The organism is Streptomyces sp. NBC_00104, assembly GCF_045160825.1.
Taxonomy (GTDB): Bacteria; Actinomycetota; Actinomycetes; order Streptomycetales; family Streptomycetaceae; genus Streptomyces.
Genome location: NZ_CP108215.1, coordinates 6,136,108 through 6,156,706, shown reverse-complemented (window position 1 = coordinate 6,156,706; position 20,599 = coordinate 6,136,108). Strand labels below are relative to the sequence as shown.

At 69.5% G+C, this 20,599-nt stretch carries 23 protein-coding genes and 1 tRNA gene; 8 read left to right on the top strand and 16 right to left on the bottom strand.

The window, feature by feature from the left end:
- Positions 1-4 precede the first annotated feature (4 nt).
- On the bottom strand, positions 5-847 hold the full coding sequence (locus OG272_RS27150; protein WP_326579890.1) for a helix-turn-helix transcriptional regulator: 843 nt from the start codon (positions 845-847) through the stop codon (positions 5-7).
- Positions 848-1,055: 208 nt separating this feature from the next.
- Between OG272_RS27150 and OG272_RS27145 the strand changes: the two genes are divergently transcribed.
- The 6 genes from OG272_RS27145 to OG272_RS27120 all read left to right on the top strand — a co-directional run bounded on the left by OG272_RS27145 (position 1,056) and on the right by OG272_RS27120 (position 9,527).
- Positions 1,056-1,454 carry an ATP-binding protein gene (locus tag OG272_RS27145; protein ID WP_326579892.1) on the top strand — a complete coding sequence of 133 codons (399 nt, stop codon included), beginning with the start codon at positions 1,056-1,058 and terminating at the stop codon, positions 1,452-1,454.
- Positions 1,455-1,477: 23 nt separating this feature from the next.
- Positions 1,478-4,843, top strand: a complete 3,366-nt coding sequence (locus OG272_RS27140; protein ID WP_328223721.1) for an NACHT domain-containing protein — start codon at positions 1,478-1,480, stop codon at positions 4,841-4,843.
- Between the two features lie 100 nt (positions 4,844-4,943).
- Positions 4,944-5,339: a nuclear transport factor 2 family protein gene (locus OG272_RS27135; protein ID WP_326579896.1), complete on the top strand. Its 396-nt coding sequence runs from the start codon at positions 4,944-4,946 to the stop codon at positions 5,337-5,339.
- A 115-nt stretch (positions 5,340-5,454) separates the two neighbouring features.
- Positions 5,455-6,924 carry an integrin-like protein gene (locus OG272_RS27130; protein WP_405895105.1) on the top strand — a complete coding sequence of 490 codons (1,470 nt, stop codon included), beginning with the start codon at positions 5,455-5,457 and terminating at the stop codon, positions 6,922-6,924.
- Positions 6,925-7,038: 114 nt separating this feature from the next.
- Entirely contained in the window at positions 7,039-8,070 is a 1,032-nt protein-coding gene (locus OG272_RS27125) for a Yip1 family protein (protein WP_327728522.1), read from the top strand.
- 359 nt (positions 8,071-8,429) lie between these two features.
- Positions 8,430-9,527: a hypothetical protein gene (locus OG272_RS27120; RefSeq protein WP_405895104.1), complete on the top strand. Its 1,098-nt coding sequence runs from the start codon at positions 8,430-8,432 to the stop codon at positions 9,525-9,527.
- A 108-nt stretch (positions 9,528-9,635) separates the two neighbouring features.
- Here the strand turns inward: OG272_RS27120 and OG272_RS27115 are convergent, their stop codons facing one another.
- Together OG272_RS27115 and dcd are read right to left on the bottom strand one after the other, a co-directional pair.
- On the bottom strand, positions 9,636-10,178 hold the full coding sequence (locus tag OG272_RS27115) for a phosphoribosyltransferase (RefSeq protein WP_326579908.1): 543 nt from the start codon (positions 10,176-10,178) through the stop codon (positions 9,636-9,638).
- Entirely contained in the window at positions 10,175-10,750 is a 576-nt protein-coding gene (gene dcd, locus OG272_RS27110; RefSeq protein ID WP_171141551.1) for a dCTP deaminase, read from the bottom strand. Before dcd ends, OG272_RS27115 begins: the two co-directional genes overlap by 4 nt.
- Positions 10,751-11,305: 555 nt before the next feature.
- On the opposite strand from dcd, the gene OG272_RS27105 reads away from it, so the two are divergent.
- Positions 11,306-11,379, top strand: a tRNA-Gly gene (locus tag OG272_RS27105).
- A 49-nt stretch (positions 11,380-11,428) separates the two neighbouring features.
- On the opposite strand, the gene OG272_RS27100 is transcribed toward OG272_RS27105, so the two are convergent.
- The 10 genes from OG272_RS27100 to OG272_RS27055 all read right to left on the bottom strand — a co-directional run bounded on the left by OG272_RS27100 (position 11,429) and on the right by OG272_RS27055 (position 17,654).
- The gene (locus OG272_RS27100) at positions 11,429-12,391 is read right to left on the bottom strand and encodes a tyrosine-type recombinase/integrase (protein WP_405895103.1); all 963 of its coding nucleotides are present in this window, start codon (positions 12,389-12,391) and stop codon (positions 11,429-11,431) included.
- 205 nt (positions 12,392-12,596) lie between these two features.
- Positions 12,597-12,812, bottom strand: a complete 216-nt coding sequence (locus OG272_RS27095) for an excisionase family DNA-binding protein (RefSeq protein ID WP_319065605.1) — start codon at positions 12,810-12,812, stop codon at positions 12,597-12,599.
- Positions 12,809-14,110, bottom strand: coding sequence for a replication initiator (locus tag OG272_RS27090; RefSeq protein ID WP_405895102.1), 1,302 nt, complete (start codon positions 14,108-14,110; stop codon positions 12,809-12,811). The genes OG272_RS27095 and OG272_RS27090 overlap by 4 nt, the downstream gene beginning before the upstream one ends.
- 131 nt (positions 14,111-14,241) lie before the next feature.
- Positions 14,242-14,505 (bottom strand): SpdD protein, encoded by a 264-nt coding sequence (locus OG272_RS27085; RefSeq protein ID WP_316726840.1) that lies wholly within the window; start codon positions 14,503-14,505, stop codon positions 14,242-14,244.
- A 36-nt stretch (positions 14,506-14,541) separates the two neighbouring features.
- Positions 14,542-14,736 carry a hypothetical protein gene (locus OG272_RS27080; protein WP_316726841.1) on the bottom strand — a complete coding sequence of 65 codons (195 nt, stop codon included), beginning with the start codon at positions 14,734-14,736 and terminating at the stop codon, positions 14,542-14,544.
- Between the two features lie 28 nt (positions 14,737-14,764).
- Entirely contained in the window at positions 14,765-14,956 is a 192-nt protein-coding gene (locus OG272_RS27075) for a mobile element transfer protein (RefSeq protein WP_033530338.1), read from the bottom strand.
- Entirely contained in the window at positions 14,956-15,156 is a 201-nt protein-coding gene (locus tag OG272_RS27070; RefSeq protein WP_316726842.1) for a hypothetical protein, read from the bottom strand. The genes OG272_RS27075 and OG272_RS27070 overlap by 1 nt, the downstream gene beginning before the upstream one ends.
- A 19-nt stretch (positions 15,157-15,175) precedes the next feature.
- Entirely contained in the window at positions 15,176-15,835 is a 660-nt protein-coding gene (locus tag OG272_RS27065) for a DUF2637 domain-containing protein (RefSeq protein ID WP_405895101.1), read from the bottom strand.
- Between the two features lie 83 nt (positions 15,836-15,918).
- Positions 15,919-17,298, bottom strand: a complete 1,380-nt coding sequence (locus OG272_RS27060; protein ID WP_405895100.1) for an FtsK/SpoIIIE domain-containing protein — start codon at positions 17,296-17,298, stop codon at positions 15,919-15,921.
- A 5-nt stretch (positions 17,299-17,303) separates the two neighbouring features.
- Positions 17,304-17,654 carry a hypothetical protein gene (locus OG272_RS27055; protein WP_319318709.1) on the bottom strand — a complete coding sequence of 117 codons (351 nt, stop codon included), beginning with the start codon at positions 17,652-17,654 and terminating at the stop codon, positions 17,304-17,306.
- Positions 17,655-17,822: 168 nt separating this feature from the next.
- On the opposite strand from OG272_RS27055, the gene OG272_RS27050 reads away from it, so the two are divergent.
- Positions 17,823-18,233 (top strand): hypothetical protein, encoded by a 411-nt coding sequence (locus OG272_RS27050; protein WP_405895099.1) that lies wholly within the window; start codon positions 17,823-17,825, stop codon positions 18,231-18,233.
- A gap of 46 nt (positions 18,234-18,279) precedes the next feature.
- On the opposite strand, the gene OG272_RS27045 is transcribed toward OG272_RS27050, so the two are convergent.
- The 3 genes from OG272_RS27045 to OG272_RS27035 form a co-directional block, all read right to left on the bottom strand.
- The gene (locus OG272_RS27045; protein ID WP_405896082.1) at positions 18,280-19,008 is read right to left on the bottom strand and encodes a GntR family transcriptional regulator; all 729 of its coding nucleotides are present in this window, start codon (positions 19,006-19,008) and stop codon (positions 18,280-18,282) included.
- 65 nt (positions 19,009-19,073) lie between these two features.
- Positions 19,074-19,538: an ATP-binding protein gene (locus OG272_RS27040; RefSeq protein ID WP_405895098.1), complete on the bottom strand. Its 465-nt coding sequence runs from the start codon at positions 19,536-19,538 to the stop codon at positions 19,074-19,076.
- A 279-nt stretch (positions 19,539-19,817) separates the two neighbouring features.
- Entirely contained in the window at positions 19,818-20,558 is a 741-nt protein-coding gene (locus OG272_RS27035; protein ID WP_405895097.1) for a GntR family transcriptional regulator, read from the bottom strand.
- Between the last annotated feature and the right edge of the window lie 41 nt (positions 20,559-20,599).

Below are 20,599 nucleotides of genomic sequence, written 5' to 3'. Positions count from 1 at the left end.
CCTCTCACATCTGCCGCACGAGGTGGTGGATGAAGTCCCTCGACTCTACGGCGCCCAGGGCCATCTTTTCGATCGTGCGGAGGAGCGCCCGATAGCGGCCGAGCTGTGACTCCCCGTCCAGATAGGCCCCACCATGCGTGCTGTCTGCCAGAACGGTGTCCAACTGCGGAACCGGGCCACGCGCGTACACCAGTGGAGCGCTGATGCCGGCGAAGCCGTCCACGTCGAAAGGCACTACGCGCACGGCCACTCCGGGCGACTCCGACCGCTCAAGGATGTGCAGCAACTGCTCCCGCGCGACCTCGCTGTCCGCCGCGCGGATCCGCAGTGCCGCTTCGTGAATGACGGCCTTGTAGCCGACCTTGCCCAAGATCTCCTGACGCCGCAGCCGAAACCGCACCCGGGCTTCGCGCTGCTCCTCGGAGAGCGACGGCACCGACGAGGCGAACGTGCCCCGCATCTGCTCCTCAGTCTGCAACAGCCCTGGGACGTGCACGGGCTGGAAGGTCTTCAACTCGGCCGCATGGTGCTCCAGTTCGGCCACCCGTAGATAGCCGCCCGGCACGACCTCCCGGTACTCCTCCCACCAGCCTTGCCCACGCTCGGTCGCCATGGCCACCAGTGCGTCGACGAGAGCGGCATCGTCACACACGTAGCGGTTGGCCAGGTGCCGTACCCGTTCGGCGCTCACCCCCACACGTCCCGCCTCCGCGCTGGACAGCTTGCTCTCCGCGATCCCCACTGTCTGCGCAGCAGCGCGCAGCGTCAGCCCCGCCCGTTCCCGAAGCTTGCGCAGCTCGGCGCCGAGCCGTTCCTGACGCGCGGTGATGACAGCCCTGGATGCCATGCGCCCCTTCTCTCGCAGGAGTTGTGAACCCGAGTATCCCAGTTCGGGTTGACCGAGGGAAAGTTTTACCTCTACCGTCAGTGACGCGACGCACACGCTGCGGAACACCGGGACCCTGGAAGCGCACCGCCCCGCCCTGCCACGGCGGCGGCGACAAGGCCACCGCCCGACGCCCCAGCGCCCCCACCCCTCCGTACCGGGAGACCCCATGCGCAACGACTGGGAGTACACCCTCTACATCCCCCACGACCCCCGAGCCGTAGCCATCGGCCGCCGCACCCTCCGCGACATCCTGACCACCCACACCCTCCCCGCCCTCATCGAACCGGCGGAGCTACTGGCCTCCGAACTCCTCACCAACGCCCTCCGCCACACCACCGGCCCGGCGGCCCTGAAACTCAGACAGTCCGGCCCCTCCTTCCGCGTAGGCGCCTGGGACACGGACCCCACACCCCCGACGATCACCGCCCCCACCGACACCGCCACCTCGGGCCGAGGCCTCCACCTCGTCAACGCCTACGCGGCCGACTGGGGTTGGTTCACGGTGAACGGAAACCTCGGCAAGTACGTCTGGTGCGAACTGGGTACGGAGCTGAAACCGGACTGACGGTGGACGACACGGGGGTGGGGATGACGGGCGTACGCGGAGTGCTCCGAACCCTGGGCGGGGCGGCGCTGACACTGGGCCTCAGCGTGACGGCGAACCAGGTCCTGTCCGAGGGAAAGCTCAGCTGGACCTGGTCGTACGTCTCGTACGCCGTGGCCGTCGTCAGCCTCCTGTACGCGGAGCTCGGCCCGTCCCCGCCCACCACCGACCCCTCCCCCCGAGGCCGCCGCAGGATCTACCTCCGCCAACTCCGCGCGAGCGTACGGGACATGGAGACCGTCGGCATCGCCACCCAGAGCGAGTTCGTGTTCCGGATGCGCCAGGTGTACGTCGATGTCAGCGTCGTACCGAAAGTGCTCCACGACGCCGCCAGAGAGCCCTACCTCGGTTCGGTGTCCGGGGAGGAGCGTCGAAGTCTGGAGTCGGTGCTGCGGAAGGCCGGACGCAACGGGGGATCCCGGATCCTGGCCGTGCTGGGAGGGCCGGGGTCGGGCAAGACGACGCTGGCCCGCAACACCGCCCTGGAACTGTGTGGACACCGCTGGCGCCCGTGGAAGCGACGGTTGCCGGTGCTGCTGTACCTTCGCCGCCACGCTGCGGACCTACTGGCCGGTGATCCCCCGACGTTGGCCGAGTCCGCGGTCAGGGCCGCCTGGCTGGACGGGAAGGTCTCGGCCCGGTGGTTGGACCACAGACTCGATCGCGGCGGGTGTGTGGTCCTGCTCGACGGCTTGGACGAGGTCGCCGACCCCGCGGAGCGGGGCCGGGTCGTGGACTGGGTCGGCAGGCAGATCCAGCGCTACCCCCGCAACATCTACGTGGTGACGTCGCGTCCCCACGGCTACAAGTCCAACCCGTTGCCGGGTGCGGAGGTGCTCCAGGTGCGTCGCTTCACCTGGGAACAGATCGACCGGTTCCTGCGACGGTGGTCGTATGCGACCGAGAGCCGGGCGCGGGGCGGCGGCGGCCGGGAGGTACGGGCAGCGGCGGACCGCAACGCGGCGAATCTCCTGACCCGGCTGCAGACACAGGGAGCTCTGTACGACCTCGCGGCCAACCCTCTCCTGCTGACGATGACGGCGAACGTACACCGCTATCGAGGCCAACTACCGGCAAGCAGAGCTGAGTTGTACGACGAGATGTGCGACGTGCTGCTGCATCGCCGCTCCGAGGCTCGCGGGCTGGTGGACGCGACCGGCCTGACCGGTCCTCACAAACAGCACGTCGCACAGCACCTCGCCCTTGCCATGATGAAGGCCGAGGTCAAGGACTGGCCCGTACGCGACGCCGCCAGGGCGATCCGCAGATCCCTGCGCCAGGTCCCCGGCAGTGTGACCCCCAAGGTCTTCCTGGAAGTGGCCTGCGCGAGCGGCCTGTTGGTCGAACGCGAACACGAGGTGTACGGCTTCGCCCACCTCACCCTGCAGGAGTACCTCGCCGCCGCCCAACTGGGCACTCCGCGCGCCGACACGAGCGTACTGATCGACCACGTCGAAGACCCGTGGTGGCGCGAGGCCATCCTGCTCTGGTGCGCGGCGAACGACGCCACGGACATCATCACCGCCTGTCTGGACCGGGCCACGGTCCCCGCCCTGGCCCTGGCCTTCGACTGCGCCGACCAGGCCAGAACCGTCGAGCCCGAGACCCGGGACCGTCTGGAGGAACTGCTGGGCCCGCCCGCGCCGAACGCACCCCACGACCCCGCCCGGCAGCACCTCCTGGACGGAATCCATGGCACGCGCATCCTGCGTGAGACCGTCCGGCTCCAGGACAACACCACCCTGTGCGCACAGCCCGTCCCCTTGAGCCTGTACCTGTCGTTCGTTCACGAGGAAAAGGCGGCCGGACTTCATCATCCCGACCCTTTCGACAGGCTCGGGCACGACGTCGACGCGGCAGTGGGCATGCGGGTCGGAGACGTCGAACGCTTCGTTGAATGGCTCAACACCGTTACGGGGGACGCCGTCTACCGGCTGCCCACCTTGGCCGAGGTCAAAGACCCGGCCGCCGCATCGATCACCGGCCTCGGCCGTCACACGGTATGGGCCCACGACGGCGCTCACACCGTTCTCCATCAGCCTGGAGACGCCCCTTGGCCCTACGCCACGGACACGGAACACCTTCCCGGCATCCCCGCAGCCGACCGCCTGCAACTCAACCCCTACCTGCGACTGCTGACCACCCCTGCGACCCAGCGCAGCCAGGTGGAACCCTGGACCAGGGTGCTCAGCGCCGCCCTGGCCCACGCACCCGAGTCACACGGAACACCCGAGTTCGCTCCACTGGAACTCCCCCTGGTCCTCGCCCTGTCCGTCGGCCTTCACATTGCCCGTGTCCATGCCCGCGCCTTCGACAGCGACGCCGACGTCGTTTCCCGGGCCAGCCTCGAACGCCTGATCGTCCGCGCGTTGGGCTTCGCACGGCACCTCGACGTCGCACGGGCCACAGGTCTCGCCCGCGACCTGGACGCCGGTCTCGCCACGATGCTGGGCGAGGCCCTCGGCACCGTCGGCGACCTCCGCGACTGGATGACCCAAACCCTCGATCCGAATCGGGATACCCGTGCCGGCCTCACGGACTCCGACACCAGCCTCCTCCTGGCCCGCAGCATCCTCATCGAACTCACCCTCGGCAACGCCGTCGACCTCGCTCGCCACCTCGACCTCGGCCCAGCCCTCGGCCTCGCCCGCGACCTCGACCCACCCCTTCACCCCGACGGCCTCGACCTCGTCTTCGGCACCGCCCCGCTCCCTCCTGATCTGGCCGGTGATCTGGCCCACCGACTCGACTCCCTCTACACCCTCACAGCCGAACGTGAACAGGACACCGATTCCGGCTTCGTCTCCAGCCTCGACCTCGCTCTGGATCTGTCCCACGACCTCACCGCTTCCGTCCACACCGAAGCGCTGATGCTGTCCCTCGACGCCTTCCGCCTCCTGTTCACCCACTCGACCGCCGTCATCGCGTCGCCCTCCGCTCTCAGTCGCCTCGACCACGTCCTGACCCGCACAGCGGCCGCGATCCCCGCCCACCAGAGGACCTTGTCCGATCCGGCCACCGCCGTGCGCCACGCCCACGACATCCTCAGAACCACGCAGGCACCCGTCCCGGACCATCCGATCACCGAAGTACGGCATCTGACGGACAGCATCGGGCAGTTGCTCACCTCCATGCGCTCCCGGAACACGCCCACCGACTCCCGGACTCTCTCCAGTGCCCGCACCGCCCTTCTCATCGCCATCACGGTCCTGACCGAGGCGGACCTGCGTGACCGCGCAGCCATTCGTCTCCTGGAACTCGCATGGCTGAGCCTCACCACGTTCGACACCCCTGCCTCGCGCCGACCCCACCCCAACCAACTCCTCGTCCTCGCCCGCACCCAGCCGTAGCCCCTGCCCCGGGCAGCGCGCTCGCGAAGGCACCCGCCGACGGGGATAATTGCCCGTACAGTCCGAAACGCCCTACAAAGGTTGAAAGCCGGCGATCCCCATGGCCGAACACCCGAACGCAACCCTCGTCCGCAAGGGCTACGACGCCTTCATGCGCGGCGACATGGACACCCTCCGTGGCCTGATGGCCTCGGACTGTACGCACCACGTCCCCGGCAGCCACCTCCTGTCGGGCGACTACAAGGGCCAGGACTCGATCATCGGCCTGTACCAGCGGCTCTTCGAGGAGACCGGCGGGACCTTCAGCGTCGACCTCAGCCATGTCTGCGTGGACGGCCGGGGCCACGCGGTCTCCGTGCACCGTTACACCGCCGAGCGGGGCGGCAAGCGGATCGAGCAGAACGGCTGCCTCGTCTTCCGGATCGTCGGAGAGAAGTTCACGGACATCGACGAATGCCAGGAGGACCTGGACAAGGAGAGCGAGTTCTGGTCGTAGCCCCGCCGAGGCGAGGCGCTTTCGTTCGCGCCCGCACAACCCCATACGGCTTCCAGGTGTCACACAGGTGAACCAGCCACACCCCCGACATCCGGCCACCCACCTGGAGCCCCCCGTGCACAGACGGACGTACGCCCTGGCCGCCGCCACCGCCGCCACGGCGGCGGCACTGACGCTCGCCCTCGTACCCCACCCGGCCGCCGCCCAGCCCACCCCCGTGACCAGCGACTTCAACGCCGACGGTTACGCGGACCTCGCCGTCGGCGTCCCCGACGCGACCGTGAACGGCAAGGCGAAGGCCGGCTATGTGAACCTCCTCTGGGGCGGCCCGAAGGGCCTGGGCAGGCACGGAAGCATCCGGGTCAGCCAGGCCACCGCCGAGGTCCCCGGCACCCCCGAGGCGGGCGACCGCTTCGGCGCGTCCGTCGCGCTGGAGGACCTGAGCGGCGACGGCGACGCGGAACTGATCGTCGGCGCACCCGGTGAGGACGTCGACGGGCGTGGCACGGACTCCGGCGCGGTCACCGTCGTCGGCGGTGCGAAGAGCGGCACGGGCCCCGGGTCCACGGCCCTCACCGGCCCGTCGGCGAAGTCGGCGTACGGCTGGTCGGTCGCGGCGGCGGACCTCACCGGCGACGGCGGCCGGGACCTCGTGGTCGGCGGCCGGGACAAGGTCGTCGTGCGCGCCGCCGTCAACAACGGCGAGGATCTGGTCGTCACCACGGTCCTCGCCACCCCGATGGGCGGCCGCGCCCCGCTCCTCGCCACCGGCGACTTCACCGCCGACGGCACGGACGACCTCGCCCTCGCGTACCACACGATCAACGCCCCCTACACCCGGTCGCACGTCCGGCTGTGGTCGTGGGACCCGGCCGAGCAACGCATGGCCAACACCTGGAACTCCGACAACGGCGCCGCCTCCGCCCTCGCCGCCGGCGACTTCGACGGCGACGGCCTGGACGACCTGGCCCTCGGCGAGTGCCGTGAGATAGCCGACGAGAACATCGACGACCCGTGCGGCCCGGAGTCGTACGCCAAGGGCGGCGGCATCCACATCGAGTACGGCGACGAGAACGGCTCCTTCGGCTACCGCTCCCAGACCCTCAACCAGGACACGGTCGGCGTGTACGGCGTCGCCGAGGACGGCGACCGTTTCGGCGCCTCCCTCGCCGTACTGGACTGGAACCGCGACGGCCGCGACGACCTGATCGCGGGCGCCCCCGGCGAGGCCATCGGCACCCGCGGGGCGGCCGGCGCGGCGACACTCCTGCTGGGCCACACCAGCGGCATCGTCGACCCGTTCGGCGAGGCCACGTCCGTGCAGTACCACCAGGACCGTCCCCGGGTCCCCGGCGCGGCGGAGCCGAACGACGCCTTCGGCGCGGCCGTCGCCACCGGCGACTACGACAAGGACGGCACCCCGGACGCGGCCGTCGGCACCCCGGGCGAGAACGCGAACTCCGGCGGCGTCTGGATCTTCCCGAAGACCTCCGTGACGAACTCCTACGCCCTCACCCCGAAAAACCTCGCCCTCCCGTCCCCGACGACGGCACTGGCGTACGGCAGGTACGTGAGCAGCCACTGAGACCGGGTCCGGCCCGTGGGATGACCTGCGAGATGACTGCGGGACGACTGCGGGACGACTGCGGGACGACTGCGGGACGATCTCCCTGACGAACCCCTGACGATCCCTTAGGGGATGTCACAGCTCGGCAGCAAAGCCGGGCCGGTTGGCCCCGGCCCGGCACGCGGCCGCCCGGGAACAGGTACGTTCGATGACGTGGCTGGATTCAGGATCGGACGCGGCCGGGACAACGGCGCTCCTCAAGCGCGACCGCACAACCCTCCGTACGGACAGCAGGCCCCGCAGCCCGGCGGCCCGTCGTACGGCTACCCCCAGACGCCCCCCGGGCCGCCGTACGGCGGCGGGAGGAGCGGCGGTCAGGGCGGCTGGCCCCAGACGCACGGCGGCGGGCACCCCGGCAATCACGGGACCCGCGGCAACCACGGGGGGCATGGCAACCACGGCGAGCCGGAGTACTTCGGCGACGACGGCGGGCACCCCCACGGCGGCGCGGACCCGTACGCGGCCAACAACCCGGGGAGCACGCAGATGTTCGCCGTCGGCGAGGACCCGTACCAGCAGGGCGACACCTATCGCGCGGGCAACGCCCCGGCGGCCCCGCTCGGCCCGCGGCTGCCCTGGAAGGCCCTCCTCAAGGGCATCTTCACCAGCCCGAACCAGACCTTCCTGGTGATGCGCGACTACGCGGTGTGGGTCCCCGCCCTGATCGTGACGTTCCTGTACGGCCTGCTGGCCGTCTTCGGCTTCGACACCGCCCGCGAAGACGCGATCAACGCGACGCTCTCGAACGCCGTACCGATCGTCCTCGTCACGGCCGTGACGATGGTGGTGAGCACCTTCATCCTGGGCGTGGTCACCCACACCCTGGCCCGCCAGCTCGGCGGCGACGGCGCCTGGCAGCCCACGGTCGGCCTCTCCATGCTGATCATGTGCCTCACGGACGCGCCCCGCCTGGTCGTCGCGATGTTCGCGGGCGGCGACGCCTCCTTCGTCCAGATCCTCGGCTGGATCACCTGGGTGGCCGCCGGCGCCCTCCTGACGATGATGGTCTCCAAGTCCCACGACCTGCCCTGGCCGAAGGCCCTGGGCGCCTCGGCGATCCAGCTGGTGGCGATCCTGTCGCTGATCAAGCTGGGCACGTTCTAGTCGCTGACGACGCGTGAGGGGCTCCCGGCTTGTCGCCGGGAGCCCCTCACGCGTAGGTCCGTAGGCGGCCGGACTCGGGCACTGTGGAGCAAGGGCAGCCGGCATGTCAGGCGTCGACAACCTGCCCGGCCCTGTGTCGACCAGGGAACCAGTCGACGACAGCAGCCGGACCGCGCTCGGAGCGAACTCCTTGAGCGGTGCTCGGCTCGGCGCAGCCGCACGGAGTTCCCGTGGATCACCGTGGATCACCATGGATCCACCGGCGGCGATCACGGAGCCATCTTGAGCCGTGTGATGATGCACGAAAATTTCCGGCCCCGGGGAGGGGCCGGGTACGGGAGAAGGGAACGGGGGCCGTCGTGGGCAAGGGCGGGGAGTCCATACCGGACGAGGAGTGGGAGCGCTTCCTTCGCGAAGCCGAGGCGGGGACCGAGGACGCGCCCGAGGAGCCGTCGGCGCGGGCCCGCATGGTGGCGGGGCGGCTGCGGGAGGGGACCGCCCGGCCGGAGCCGTGGCGGAGTCACCAACCGGCCCGGCGGCGGGGAGGCAAGGGCTGGTACGCGATCGGTCTGCTGGTCGCGGTCGCCGTGCTGGTCGTGGCGCTGGCTCCGGGGCGGGTAGCTGGATGGTTCGGCGGCGGGGGTGGCGAGAGCACGCCGCTCGCCGTGGAGTCGGACCGTCCGGATCAACCGCCGCCGGCGGAAGCGGCGGCCCAACCTGCGACCGTGGAGGAGCCGTTCAGGGGGTCGCCCGCGGCACGGTGGGGTGACGGGACGGCTGGGATCGGCGTGCCCGAGGCACGGGCGACCGGCTGGATGAGCAAGGGGCAGGTCGCGCAGGCGGTGAAGAAGACCCGGGACTTCCTCGCCGCGTCCAGTCTGGATCCTGGTGTGCTGCGTGGGGAGCGGCCGAAGAAGGCGATCGCGTTGATCAATCCTCATCAGCAGGATGTCCAGGACTACCTGGCGACCGCGTTCCGTGCACCCAGCCGCGAGAACGATCCTCTGCTGCTGTTCAGCCGGTTCGAGAACACGAAGGTCCGGCTTGTCGGGGATGTGGTCAAGACACGGGGGCGGATCACGTACCGAGAAGGCAAGCGCGGTGCGGTCGAGGTGACCACCGATGTCACGTACGTCTATCCGTCCGTACGCGCCGCAGCGGGAAGCGACGAAGTCGCGCGCACCATCGTGCGCCGCGAGGTCGTGATGAGCTGGGACGACCCGGCGAAGATCGTCATCGATCCGGGCACGTTCTCCCTCGTCTCCTACAAGGTGGACACCACCAACGGTGGCTGCGACACCTTCACCGGCTACCTCACCCCCGAGTTCGGCGCAGAGCGCGCGACGTCGTCCCCGGGAGACGGCCCGGAGGTCGACCCGTACGACCGGAGCACCTCGATGGAAGCGCGCATGCGGGAGGCCGACGGTGCGGGGTGCGGGACTGCCACACGGTCGTGACCGGCAGTCGCGGGAAATTCCCCGGTAACCGCATGGTCGGGAGCCTCAGGCGTCGCGGGTGACGGCCCCTCGATGATCAGTCGAGGGGCCATCGTGGTGGCCGGCGGGTCAGAGCGCTTCCCTGTTCACCTTGGCTGCCTCTCCCGACCTGTGCACGGGAGGCAGGACACTCCACGGGAAGTTGATCCAGTCGTCCGTCCGCTTCCACACGTACTCGCACTTCACGAGGGAGTGGGACTTCTCATAGATCACGGCGGACCGGACCTCCGCCACGGCGTCGAGGCAGAAGTCGTGGACGAGCTTGAGCGTCTTGCCCGTGTCGGCGACGTCGTCCGTGATCAGGACCTTCTTGTCGGAGAAGTCGATCGTGTTCGGGACGGGGGCGAGCATGACGGGCATGTCGAGGGTCGTGCCCACGCCGGTGTAGAACTCGACGTTCACGAGGTGGATGTTCTTGCAGTCGAGGGCGTAGGCGAGGCCGCCGGCCACGAAGACGCCGCCCCGGGCGATGGACAGCACGATGTCGGGCTCGTACCCGTCGTCGGCGATGGTCTGCGCGAGCTCACGGACGGCGGTGCCGAACGCCTCGTAGGTGAGGTTCTCGCGGACGGCCGCGTCGCCGCCGCTCGTCCCGGCCGTCTCCGCGCTCACACCTGGGTCCGGTGGAAGTTGAGGAAGGACCGGGAGGCGGTCGGGCCGCGCTGCCCCTGGTAGCGGGACCCGTACCGCTCGCTGCCGTACGGGAACTCGGCCGGCGAACTGAGCCGGAACAGACACAGCTGCCCGATCTTCATGCCCGGCCAGAGCTTGATGGGGAGGGTGGCGAGGTTCGACAGTTCGAGCGTCACGTGCCCGGAGAAACCGGGGTCGATGAACCCGGCGGTGGAGTGGGTGACGAGCCCGAGTCTGCCCAGGGAGCTCTTCCCTTCCAGCCGCGAGGCGAGATCGTCGGGGAGCGAGATGACCTCGTACGTACTCGCGAGCACGAACTCGCCCGGATGCAGGATGAACGGCTCGTCCCCCTCCGGTTCGACGAGCCGTGTGAGGTCCGCCTGTTCGATGGAGGGGTCGATGTGCGGATAGCGGTGGTTCTCGAACACCCGGAAGAAGCGGTCGAGACGCACGTCGACACTCGACGGCTGCACCATGGATTCGTCGTACGGATCGATCCGCACCCGACCGGCGTCGATCTCGGCCCGGATGTCCTTGTCTGAGAGAAGCACGCCCCGAGGATACGCAAGACGCGCGGACCGCCCCTAACCAGATGGGCGGACCCGCGCGCCTCGGTCCCTGCTATAGCTGCCTCTGCTACCGCTACTGCTACCGCTTCTCCAACGCCACCGGCACGACACTGCGCAACCGGGCGCAGCGTGGGCAGCGCATGAGCCGACCGGGGCCGAGGCGTTCGGCCTGCTGCATCGGGAATGTAGCGGTGCTGAACACGTGCCCATCGGCACAACGGACGACGGTGCGCTCCATCAAGTCCAAGAGTCCCTTCCCCAAGAGCCGCGTCTGGCTGTCGACCTACGTGCTACGTCGACCTGACGACGAAAGCCACATTACGGGATCATTGGGACGGCTCTCCAGGCGGCACTCCGATCCCGTCGAAGGCCCACCCAGACCCTCTTCCGCGCCCCCACCGTACGCCCCAACTCCCGCGCCCCGCAGCCCCATCCCCACCCCGGAAACACCACCGGACCCCACGCCTTCAGCGCGCGGGGCCCGACATGAGGTAAAGTGACGACGCGTTCCGACACCGGCACCGACCGGCGTCTTACGCGGGTGTAGTTTAATGGTAGAACATCAGCTTCCCAAGCTGAGAGCGCGAGTTCGATTCTCGTCACCCGCTCCACGAAGAAGGCCCAGGTCACAGACCTGGGCCGTTTTGCTGTCCGCTGCGATCACTCGCCGCGTGCCAGATTCGTGCCAGAACGCCTGTCGGGCTCTTTCTCCCTGGCAGCGGCCCGCGCCTTCCGTACGGTGGCGTCCAGCCCGGCGGCGACCTCCTCCTGCCGCTCGTCGTCGGAGTGCTGATAGATCAGCGCCGCCTTCTCCGAGGACTGACCGGCACGGACCATGGTGTCTTTGAGCGTGGCCCCGGAGCGCGTGGAGAGCGTGTGCCCGGTGTGCCGGAGGTCGTAGAACCGGAAGCCCTCCGACATCCCGACGGCCTCACGCGCCTTCCGCCACTTCCGCCCGAAGGTGCTGCGCCGGAAGGGAGCGCCTTTCTCCCCTACGAAGATCAGTCCGTCCGGGCCCGGCTCGGCGTAGCTCTCCAGGTGCCAGCGGAGCTCCCGGCGGAGGAACGCGGGAAGAATCACAGTCCGGGTGCCCGCCTCGGATTTGGTGTCGCCCTGGACGCGCCGCCCGTTCATCCGCTCCGGCTCGGCGAGACGGACGCGGACGCGCAGGTTGTCGAGGTCGACGTCTCGGCGGCGGAGGCCGGCCAGTTCCTCGGGTCGCATCGGACCGTACGCGCCGAGGTAGACCATGAGCCGCCACCGCATCCCCACCGCTTCGGCGAGGGCATCGACCTGGGCGACGGTGGCAATGCGACGCTCAGCCGCCCTCTCCTTCCCCGCGCCCTTGATCCGGCAGGGATTGCGCGTGATCAGCTCGTCGTCCACGGCCGTTTCCATGATGGCTTTGAGGAGTCGGTACGCCTTGGCCGTCATCGTCTTGGCGTTCGTGGTCCGCAGTCGACCGGCCCGCCACTCACGGACGCGCGGCGCGGTGATCTCGTCCAAGTCCAACTCGGCGAAGGCGAACAGGTGCTTGTCGAGGAGGTAGCGGTAGAGGTCGCGGGTGAGCGGCGCGAGTTCCCGTTCGTCGACCCACTTGTCGGCGTAGGCCCGGAAGCTCACCGCGCCCGCCTCTGGGTCGCGCCACTCGCCCCGGCGGATCTCCGTCTGACGTTCTGCAAGCCAGTCGTCGGCATCAGCGGTCGTCTCGAAGGTGACGGGGCCGGACGCATCACGCCGTCAGGGCCCGGGTAGCGAGCCTGGTACCGGCCGGAGGGAAGCCGTCTGATCGCGCCGAAACGGCGTCGCCTGCCCCTGTTGTTGGCCATCAGGCAGCAGCCCTTCCGAAGCGGGAACGAGGCCGCCTCAGCGGCTCTACGGTGCGAGCGGCGAGGTACTCGCGAAGGGCGCTCTCCGGGATGCGGACGTACCGGCCGACCTTCACATATCGAATGCGCCGCTCCTCGATGAGCCGCCGGGGAAAGCGGGCGGTCGTGCCCAGCAGCTCGGCGACCTGGTCGACGGACAGGTAGCGGTCGTTCATGTGGTCGGCTCTCCTTCCGTTCCGGGAGCAGGTTCGAGGGATGCGGCCAGCCAGGTCTCGCCCGCGCTGAGGCCCGTGCCGGCGAACACCCAGTGGGCGAGGACGAGCGTGGTTTCGCCGTCCTGCGGGGCCGGCGGGGCGGCTTGCGCGCGGCGCCATTCGGCGCGGGCGTCGCGGAGGGCGCCGAGGGTGGTGGAGTAGCGGCGGGACTTGGTGGAGAAGTGGCCGCGGAAGCCGAGCATGTGCGCCCAGGCCCGCAGGCGGAGGTCTGCCAGCTCGGGGCGTGCGCCGAGGGTCCAGGCAGTTCGGATCATGCGGCGGGCGTGGTCGGTGATCCGGGCCCCGGCCAGCTCGGCGAGGAAGCGGATCGGCCGGTCAAGGGTGCCGGTCGTCGTCTCGGCGCCCTTGGTGGCGTACTTGGCGATGTACGCCGCTACGGCCCGCTCGGTCAGCTCCTGGCCGCCGTCGAAGTCGGCCGAGCGGATCGGGCGGACGTCGAGCTGACGGCCGAAGGTGAAGGTGTGGGCCCGTCCGTCGACAGTCGGACCGCCGACGCGAGCGGCGGTGGCAGCGGCGTGGATGGCGTCGCTCAGCAGCTCGGCCGTGGCCCAGGCCGGGGGCGAGGTGTCGCCGCCCTCGGGGCCGTCGAGGCGGATGACCGCGTGGAAATGGACAGCCCCGCGCTTCTGGTACTCGGCGACCTTGGCGAAGGAGATGCGGGCGTGATCGCGGAAGGCCCGTTGCGTGAGGCCGGCGCGCTTGGCGACCTCACGGCGGAGGTAGATGGAGAAGCGCCGCCACAGGGCCCCGGCGTGTGCGTTCCAGAGCACGGCCGCTTCGTAGTCGTACCTGTCCGGATCGAGGGGCGTACCGAGGACCGGGGCTGTGTCCTCGTGCCGGACACCGCAGCGGCAGGGCCGCCCGCTGGAGGGGCGGTTGTGGACCGGGCCGAAGCTCGGCGCGGTGAAGGTGGCGAAGACGCGCGGGTGCGTGCCGACCTGCTCAGGGGTGCCCTTGCCGCCGCGGAGTCCGGCGGTGATCAGGTGGAAGGTGTCGCGGCGGTAGACCTCCGCGCAGGCCGCGCAGCGGGTGGCACGGCGGTTGTTGCAGCGGACGAGGAGGTTTCCGGCGGGGAGGGCGGTCGAGTCGAGGTGGTGCAGGACGCGCCCGACCTCACCGGTTGTCGTGTCGACGGCGTACTCGGTGCGGTGGCCGTCGAGGCGTACGGGGTGGGTGCAGCCGCCCAGGCCGGAGAGTTGGCGGGCCAGTTCGGGCAGGGTGCCGAGTGAGGCGAGCATGGAGAGTTCCGCCAGCGGGGGCGGAGTCTGCCGGGTGATGATGGGTCTTCCCTTCGGCTGTTTCGGCGGTTGGGAGGGACGGCCCCGGGGCGGCGGGATGCTTGGCGGCTTGTTGCCGCCCCGGCGGCCGGTCAGCGCTTGTTCGTGCTGCTGACGAGGGAGCGCAGGACGACGGCGGCGATGGCCACGGAGATGGCCGAGACGGCGACCGCCGCCAGGAGCGCGGTGAGGACGACGCCCACGACGACCACGGCGGCGACCGCGCCGACACCGACGCTCATGAACGGGGCGATCGGGCGGCCGGCGGAGTGAGCCGGAACCGGGGCGTGGTTCTGCGGGATGTGTGTGGTGATGCTCGGGACGTGCGGAGTGTCGGGCAGCTTGGGACGGAACACGGCAGGTCTCCTTTGCGGTTGCTTGCGGTCGTTGGCTCAGTCGCGGGTGCCGTTGACGACGTCGACCCCGGAGCGGGTGCCGGACTCGATGGCCGGGGCGAGGACGGTGTGCGAGAGCCAGAAGCCGAACAGCGCGATCACGGCGGCGACCCACAGGCGGACGCCGAGGAACTTGATCGCGGCCCAGGCGATGACGCCCAGGACGAAGACGAGCGGCAGCGAGATGGTCACGGGATCTCCTCGGGTGGGTCGTCTTGGATCAGCGGACGGCGCAGCGGTGGGTGCGCGCGGCCAGCTCGGCGGCGGCCCGGCTGTCGTAGTCGGTCGAGAAGCCGCAGCGCGGGGCCGTGCAGGCGGCGGTGTGCTTCTCACGGCCACGTCCGTCGTAGTACGTGCCGACCTGGACGGGACCGATGCGGACGAGGTTGCGGAAGCGGCGGTTGGCGGGCATCAGGGGTTCTCCTTCTGGTCGTTGGGGGTCTCGCCGGTGAAGTCGGTGACGTGGTCGGCGAGCCAGCGCAAGATCTCGTCGCCCTCGTAGCTGTCGGCGGCGAGGATCACCGGTTCGGCGATGAGCACGGCTTCGGTGAGGCGGTTCTGTCGGGTCAGCTCGGCGGCACGCTTGAGCGCGCGGAGCGTGGACGGTCGCAAGGTGGAAAGTCCTCCGGGGTCAGGTGAGTTGAGCGGCGATGGCTTCGGCCAGCGGCATGGGGACGCCGAGCCGGGCGCGAAGGGTCGAGGTGTCGATGGGGGTGCCGGTCCGGGCGTGGTGTTCGTCGGCGACCTTCCGGGCGAGGGCGACGAGGGCGGGCGGTACGGGGGCGGGTGAGGGCGGAGCCGATCCGGCTTCGACGGATGGCAGCTCGGCCACCGCCACGGGCGGATCCACCTCTGTGGAGGGCGGTCGGGGTGCCGAGTCCGTGACCGTCGAGGGCGGTTCGGTGTCGGCCATGGCGCGGGGTGTCTTCGGTGCGCCGTGGGCGAGGAGCGTCCCTCCGAGGAAGGCCACCGCAGGCCACCCGGCGACGACGATGCGCAGCCAGGCAGGCACGTTCTCCAGGTCGAGCAGCCCGGCGGTGGCAACGTTGGCACCGAGGGAGGCGACCAGCGCGACGAGGAACCAGCACCACCCGGCGGCTTTCGCCTCCCCCGAGCGGAGCCGCCGCCAGGCCGCCACCATCAGCAGGTCGACTGAGACCGGGTAGGCCCACGCCTTCCAGCCGTCCTGTCCGGCGGCGGAGGCAAGGTCGTGCAGGTGGGCGAAGGACAGCGCGGCGGCGATGAGCGCCTGGACGAGTACGGCGTCCACACGGACGGGCAGGGCACGCACGGCGCGACTCCTTCCGGTTTCAGGCATGGGTGGGGTAGGGACGTGGCGCGGGACGGTCGCGCCGACCGTGGGAGCGAGTGCGGCTACTCGGCGACAGGGCGAGGAGTGGCTACGGGCGGCCCGGACGCCTCCACGGGCGCGGGCGGAACGTAGGGGCGGAAGGGCACGAGCGCGGGCACGTCGGGTGCGAGGTGGGCCGTCTCGCGGCAGATGGCCGCCGCTTCGGCGAGGGAGAGGTGAGGCGTGCGGATGCGGGACCAGCCGCCGGACGTGTCGCCGACGACGGCGAGGCCGGGCAGCTCGGGCGCGATGCCGCAGGCCGCGTATACCGCCTCAGGGGCGATGTCGCCGAGGGCCATCTTGGCGGAGGCTTCGTCGTTGACGCGGTGGCAGACCCGGCCGGTCAGCTGGGCCCGCAGCATGGTGGCGCCCTTACCCAGCTCGGCGCCGAAGCGCTGCCCACACACCTCCAGATAGATGCCGGCCGCCCGGCCCAGCTGAGCGAGGCGGATGAGCTGGGTGACCATCTCGTCCCGCCGTTCCTCCTCCTTCCTGGTGGCGACGAGGAAGAGTTCCGCCACCTCGTCGATGAACAGCACGATGGGAGCCGGGCGTTCGTCGTCCGGCAGGCCCCAGATGTCCGAGGTGATCAGCTCATCCGGGGTCCCGGGGCCGATGCCCTGCCGTGCCTTGATCAGGTCGTAGCGGTCCTCCATTTCCTTCACCAGCACGGGCAGCAGCTCGGCCGCCTGTACCGGGTCGGTGGCCAGGGCGGAGAGCCGGGCCGCGAACGGCGCCAGCTCGACGCCGCGCTTGCAGTCGATCCCGACGAGGACGACCGGCTGAGCGGCCAGGCCGGTGAGCAGGTTGCGCAGGAACATGGACTTGCCCGACAGCGTGGCGCCGAGGACGAGTTGATGCGGAACGGCGCGGTAGTCCCGTACGAAGGCCGTCGCGTCCTCGCGCAGAGCCACCGGCACCCGAAGCGGCCCGGATCCGGTCCTGCGAGGCATCCGCACCTTCCGCAGGACGTCGAAGCCGACGAGCCGCAGTTCCACGACCCCGGGCTTGACGTCCCGCACGTACACGGCGTGAACGCCCCAGGCGTGCCGCAGCCGTTCGGCCGAGGCCGCCACATCCGCGGGTTCCTGCCCCGGAGCGAGCCGCAGCCGGAGCCGCATGCCGGTCGAGGTGGGCCGGATCATGCCCCGCCGAGGCGGTACCGGCCGGATCTCCCGCCGGGTGGTCGCCTTGACGGCCAGCGCCCGCCACCGGGAGGGCGGGACCGTCAGGCCGCACGCGTCCATGGTCGAGGAGTACGAGGCCAGCAGCCGGGCCACCGAGACCGGCAGCCCGACTGTGGACCAGTACGCCGCAGGGTGGGCGTGCCGGGCGTAGAGCGCGCCGCCGCCTATCGCAGCGAGCGGCGCACCCCACTCGGCCAGCGTCACCAGGTCGGTCACGGTGATCAGCCCGCCTGTGCCATCGGGAAGGCGCCCGGAGCCACGGCAGTGGCCCGGTAAGCGATCCCGTGCCGCTGCTGACCGTTGAACACGCTCTCCCACGGCCGGGCGATGAGCCCCGGCAGCGAGACGGGAGCACCGACCGTCAGCCCATCGGTCACCCCGCTCTCGGGGATGGTGACCTGGATCAGAGACGACTCGCCTTCGTCGATGAAGACGACGCCGACCGTCATCAGTGCCTCACCGCTCACGGCGTCCTTGGCGATCTCACCGGTCTGCCGGTCACGCACCTTCGGCGCCGGTGCTTCGGTGAGCAGGATCGTGGCGGACGAGGCGTCAATGCGGATCACACGCACAGAGGTTTCTCCTTCTGAGTCGACCAACTCGCCACCTGACAAGTTGACTTAGCAAGTTCGAAGTTAGAGATGCCAAGTTGACTTGTCAAGCGGTTTGCTGGCGACCAACGAGCGGGATCGTCAACGCAAGCGCACCATGAACCCAGGCAGCACAGAGGAGGGCGCGCCATGGACGAACAAAACCGCGCTCAGGAGCCGCAGTCATGGGGTCCCCGCAACTCGCAGGGATCCGCGCCACCACCGAACGCGTGGTCCGCGCCACCACAAGGCCCCCTGCCAAGCGGCCCCTACCAGGGCGTGACGCCACCCCGGCCGAAGAAGCGACGCCGCGTCTTCCTGTGGATCTTTCTTGCAGTCCAGATCTTGTTCCTGATCGGGGTGATCATGGGCGCGTCGACCGGCAGCGGCACACCCGAAGAGTGCCAAGGCCAGACCGGTGACGCCTTGAAGCTGTGCGAGGACGCGAACGACGTCGGAACCACCATCGGCGTGGGACTCATCATCGGCCTGTGGGCAGCCGTCGACGTCATCCTCGGCTTCTCCTACGTGGTCTACCGACTCGCCAGCCGCCGCACTTGAGACAGGCCATCGCAGCCGAGCAGCAGGCGGCCCGCAGGTTCAAGGTTCAGGTGAGCCGGTAAGTGTCTTCGAGTTCCTGCCGATCAGCGGGCAGCAGCACATCAGCGACTTGCAGAGCTTGACCGGAAGCGTCGCACGCGACGACCAGGACACTGAGAACGGGCACGCCGTCGGGCAGTTCCAGAAGCTCGGCTTCACCACTCTCAGGCAGTCGAGCCGAGATCCGTTCCGTCACGTGGTCGTAGCGGACCTTCTTCCTAGCCTCCACATGCTCGCGCACACTGCCGCTCAGGACCTCAGCGCTCGCCAACTCCGTACCCTCCACCAGGCCGGCGGGGAAGTACGTCGATACCAACTCGACCGCTTCGCCGTCCTCCTCCACCAGGAAGCGGCGCATGAGGACCTTGGCTCGCTTCGGGAGCCCGAGCGCGGAGGCGACCCTCGCGGGAACAGGAACTTCAGCGACTTCGACCAGGCGCCCCGAGGCTTGCGACTCATCGCGATTCAGGGCCTCTCGCCCCCGCCGGTCCTGTCCCTCAACAACTTCCGGACGCCCCCGGACGATCGTGCCGTACCCCTGCCTGGACTCCAGCCAGCCATCGCGCTTCAGCAGCTCTAGCGCTCTTACGACGGTCGGACGGGACATCCCGAAGGACTGAACCAGCTGGTTCTCACTGGGCACCCGTGTGCCAGGCGGATACGTGCCGTCCTGGATGCGGCGCTGGATCGTCTGCGCGAGGCGTACGTACTTCGGTGCCTCCACTTCATACGCCATGAACGCCGCCACCTGTCGAGATTGGCCAAGTCAACTGGTCAACCAGACTAGCGACAACTGGGCCGTCAGAACAGAACGGGCCCGAAGACCTCATCGGGCGACCAAGCGTCGGCCATGGTGAACGAGACAACCGTCCCGCCGAAGCGGCTAGGACCGGAGTGCCACGAGTCGGCGATGGAGTCGACGAGGAGCAGCCCGCGCCCGTGGGCGTCGCTGGCCTCCGGTTGCCGCATGCGCACACTCGCCGGGAACCCCGAATTGTGCACCTCCACCCGAAGCGACGTCTCCACGCGGTACCACGCAACGCGCACCATCCAGGTCTCGTCAGCCCGCCCGTAGAGAATCGCGTTGGTCACCAGCTCCGAGATCATCAACACGCAGTCGTCGACCGAGCAGGCCGGGTTGTACGGGGCGATGAACTTCCGGAACCAGCGCCGGGCCCGAGGCACGGACTCCGCGACGGGGTGCAAGGTCATGGCACCGAGTCGCGGCGAGTCCGCAGAGGGATAGCGGTCGATCGAGTAGGCCATCCGCACTCACTCCTTGCCGCTGCCGTCGCAGTCGAGGCAGCGTCGTTTCGACGTGGCACGGACGCGGTCATTGGCCGTCGAGAGCGCCAGAGCCGTACGGGAGCCGACGCGCTTCCAACCGCGCCCCCGACATCCCCGGCAAGTTGCACGCGCGCCCTGGTCCGGCCGCCGACTCGTCACTCCGCGCCCCCTTCCAAATCCAAGTGGCATTAGCCACTTCCTGGATAGTGGCATTAGCCACTTGGACTGTGCAAGCGGTTCGACGCAACTCCCAGGCCATCAGGTGAGCGGGTAGCCCTGCTCGAACGCCCAACGATGCGGCGGGTAAGTGGCTTCGGCGAACTCCAACGGCCGGTCCTGGAGGTCGAAGACGACGTGATGAACGATCAGGGCAGCGGATCCGGGTTGCAGTTGAAGATCCGCAGCCTCCTCCTCCGTCGCATCGCGAGCGCACATACGATCTTCGGCATAACTACCCTGACGCCCCGTCATGTTCTCGACGTACATGAGCGTCCCTTCCTGAATCCGCTCCGGCTCCAGGAGCTTTGGCGCACGCTGGCCGACGTCCGGAGCGAACCACGAAGTGGACAGCGTGATCGGCCCGTCCTGGTTGTTCGTCACCCGCCGCCGATGCACGGCCCGGCGGTCCTTGACCAGGCCCAAAGCCTCAACGACGTGATCCGGCGCCTCCATCCAACCGGCCGAGGTGATCACGGCGTACTCACCAGTCGTGTAGATCTTCCCGGTCTGCCGAGCCCGCCCGTACAACTCACGCGCCCGCCGGTTGACCTCCAGGCTCCGCACGTACGTGCCCGACCCCTGACGCTTCTCAACGAGCCCTTGATGGCTCAGTGCCTCCAACGACCGCGCGGCAGTCGGACGGGACACGTTCCAGCTCGCGGCCAACTGCCGCTCCGAGGGAACCTCGTCCCCCGGCCGCAGGTCACCTCGAAGAATCTGATCACGGATGTAGTGCGCGATCTGGAGATACTTCGGCTGAGCCTCCTCGATCTGTGGCATGCCTCCTCCTTACCTTTCCCGTAGCCAAGTGGCTATGGCCA

Excerpts from the sequence above, each read along its gene's own strand:
- OG272_RS27150 (WP_326579890.1), bottom strand. The coding sequence starts at position 847 with ATGGCATCCAGGGCTGTCATCACCGCGCGTCAGGAACGGCTCGGCGCC.
- OG272_RS27145 (WP_326579892.1), top strand. The coding sequence starts at position 1,056 with ATGCGCAACGACTGGGAGTACACCCTCTACATCCCCCACGACCCCCGA.
- OG272_RS27140 (WP_328223721.1), top strand. The coding sequence starts at position 1,478 with ATGACGGGCGTACGCGGAGTGCTCCGAACCCTGGGCGGGGCGGCGCTG.
- OG272_RS27135 (WP_326579896.1), top strand. The coding sequence starts at position 4,944 with ATGGCCGAACACCCGAACGCAACCCTCGTCCGCAAGGGCTACGACGCC.
- OG272_RS27125 (WP_327728522.1), top strand. The coding sequence starts at position 7,039 with ATGTCACAGCTCGGCAGCAAAGCCGGGCCGGTTGGCCCCGGCCCGGCA.
- OG272_RS27095 (WP_319065605.1), bottom strand. The coding sequence starts at position 12,812 with ATGAACGACCGCTACCTGTCCGTCGACCAGGTCGCCGAGCTGCTGGGC.
- OG272_RS27090 (WP_405895102.1), bottom strand. The coding sequence starts at position 14,110 with ATGCTCGCCTCACTCGGCACCCTGCCCGAACTGGCCCGCCAACTCTCC.
- OG272_RS27075 (WP_033530338.1), bottom strand. The coding sequence starts at position 14,956 with ATGCCCGCCAACCGCCGCTTCCGCAACCTCGTCCGCATCGGTCCCGTC.
- OG272_RS27050 (WP_405895099.1), top strand. The coding sequence starts at position 17,823 with ATGGACGAACAAAACCGCGCTCAGGAGCCGCAGTCATGGGGTCCCCGC.
- OG272_RS27045 (WP_405896082.1), bottom strand. The coding sequence starts at position 19,008 with ATGGCGTATGAAGTGGAGGCACCGAAGTACGTACGCCTCGCGCAGACG.
- OG272_RS27040 (WP_405895098.1), bottom strand. The coding sequence starts at position 19,538 with ATGGCCTACTCGATCGACCGCTATCCCTCTGCGGACTCGCCGCGACTC.
- OG272_RS27035 (WP_405895097.1), bottom strand. The coding sequence starts at position 20,558 with ATGCCACAGATCGAGGAGGCTCAGCCGAAGTATCTCCAGATCGCGCAC.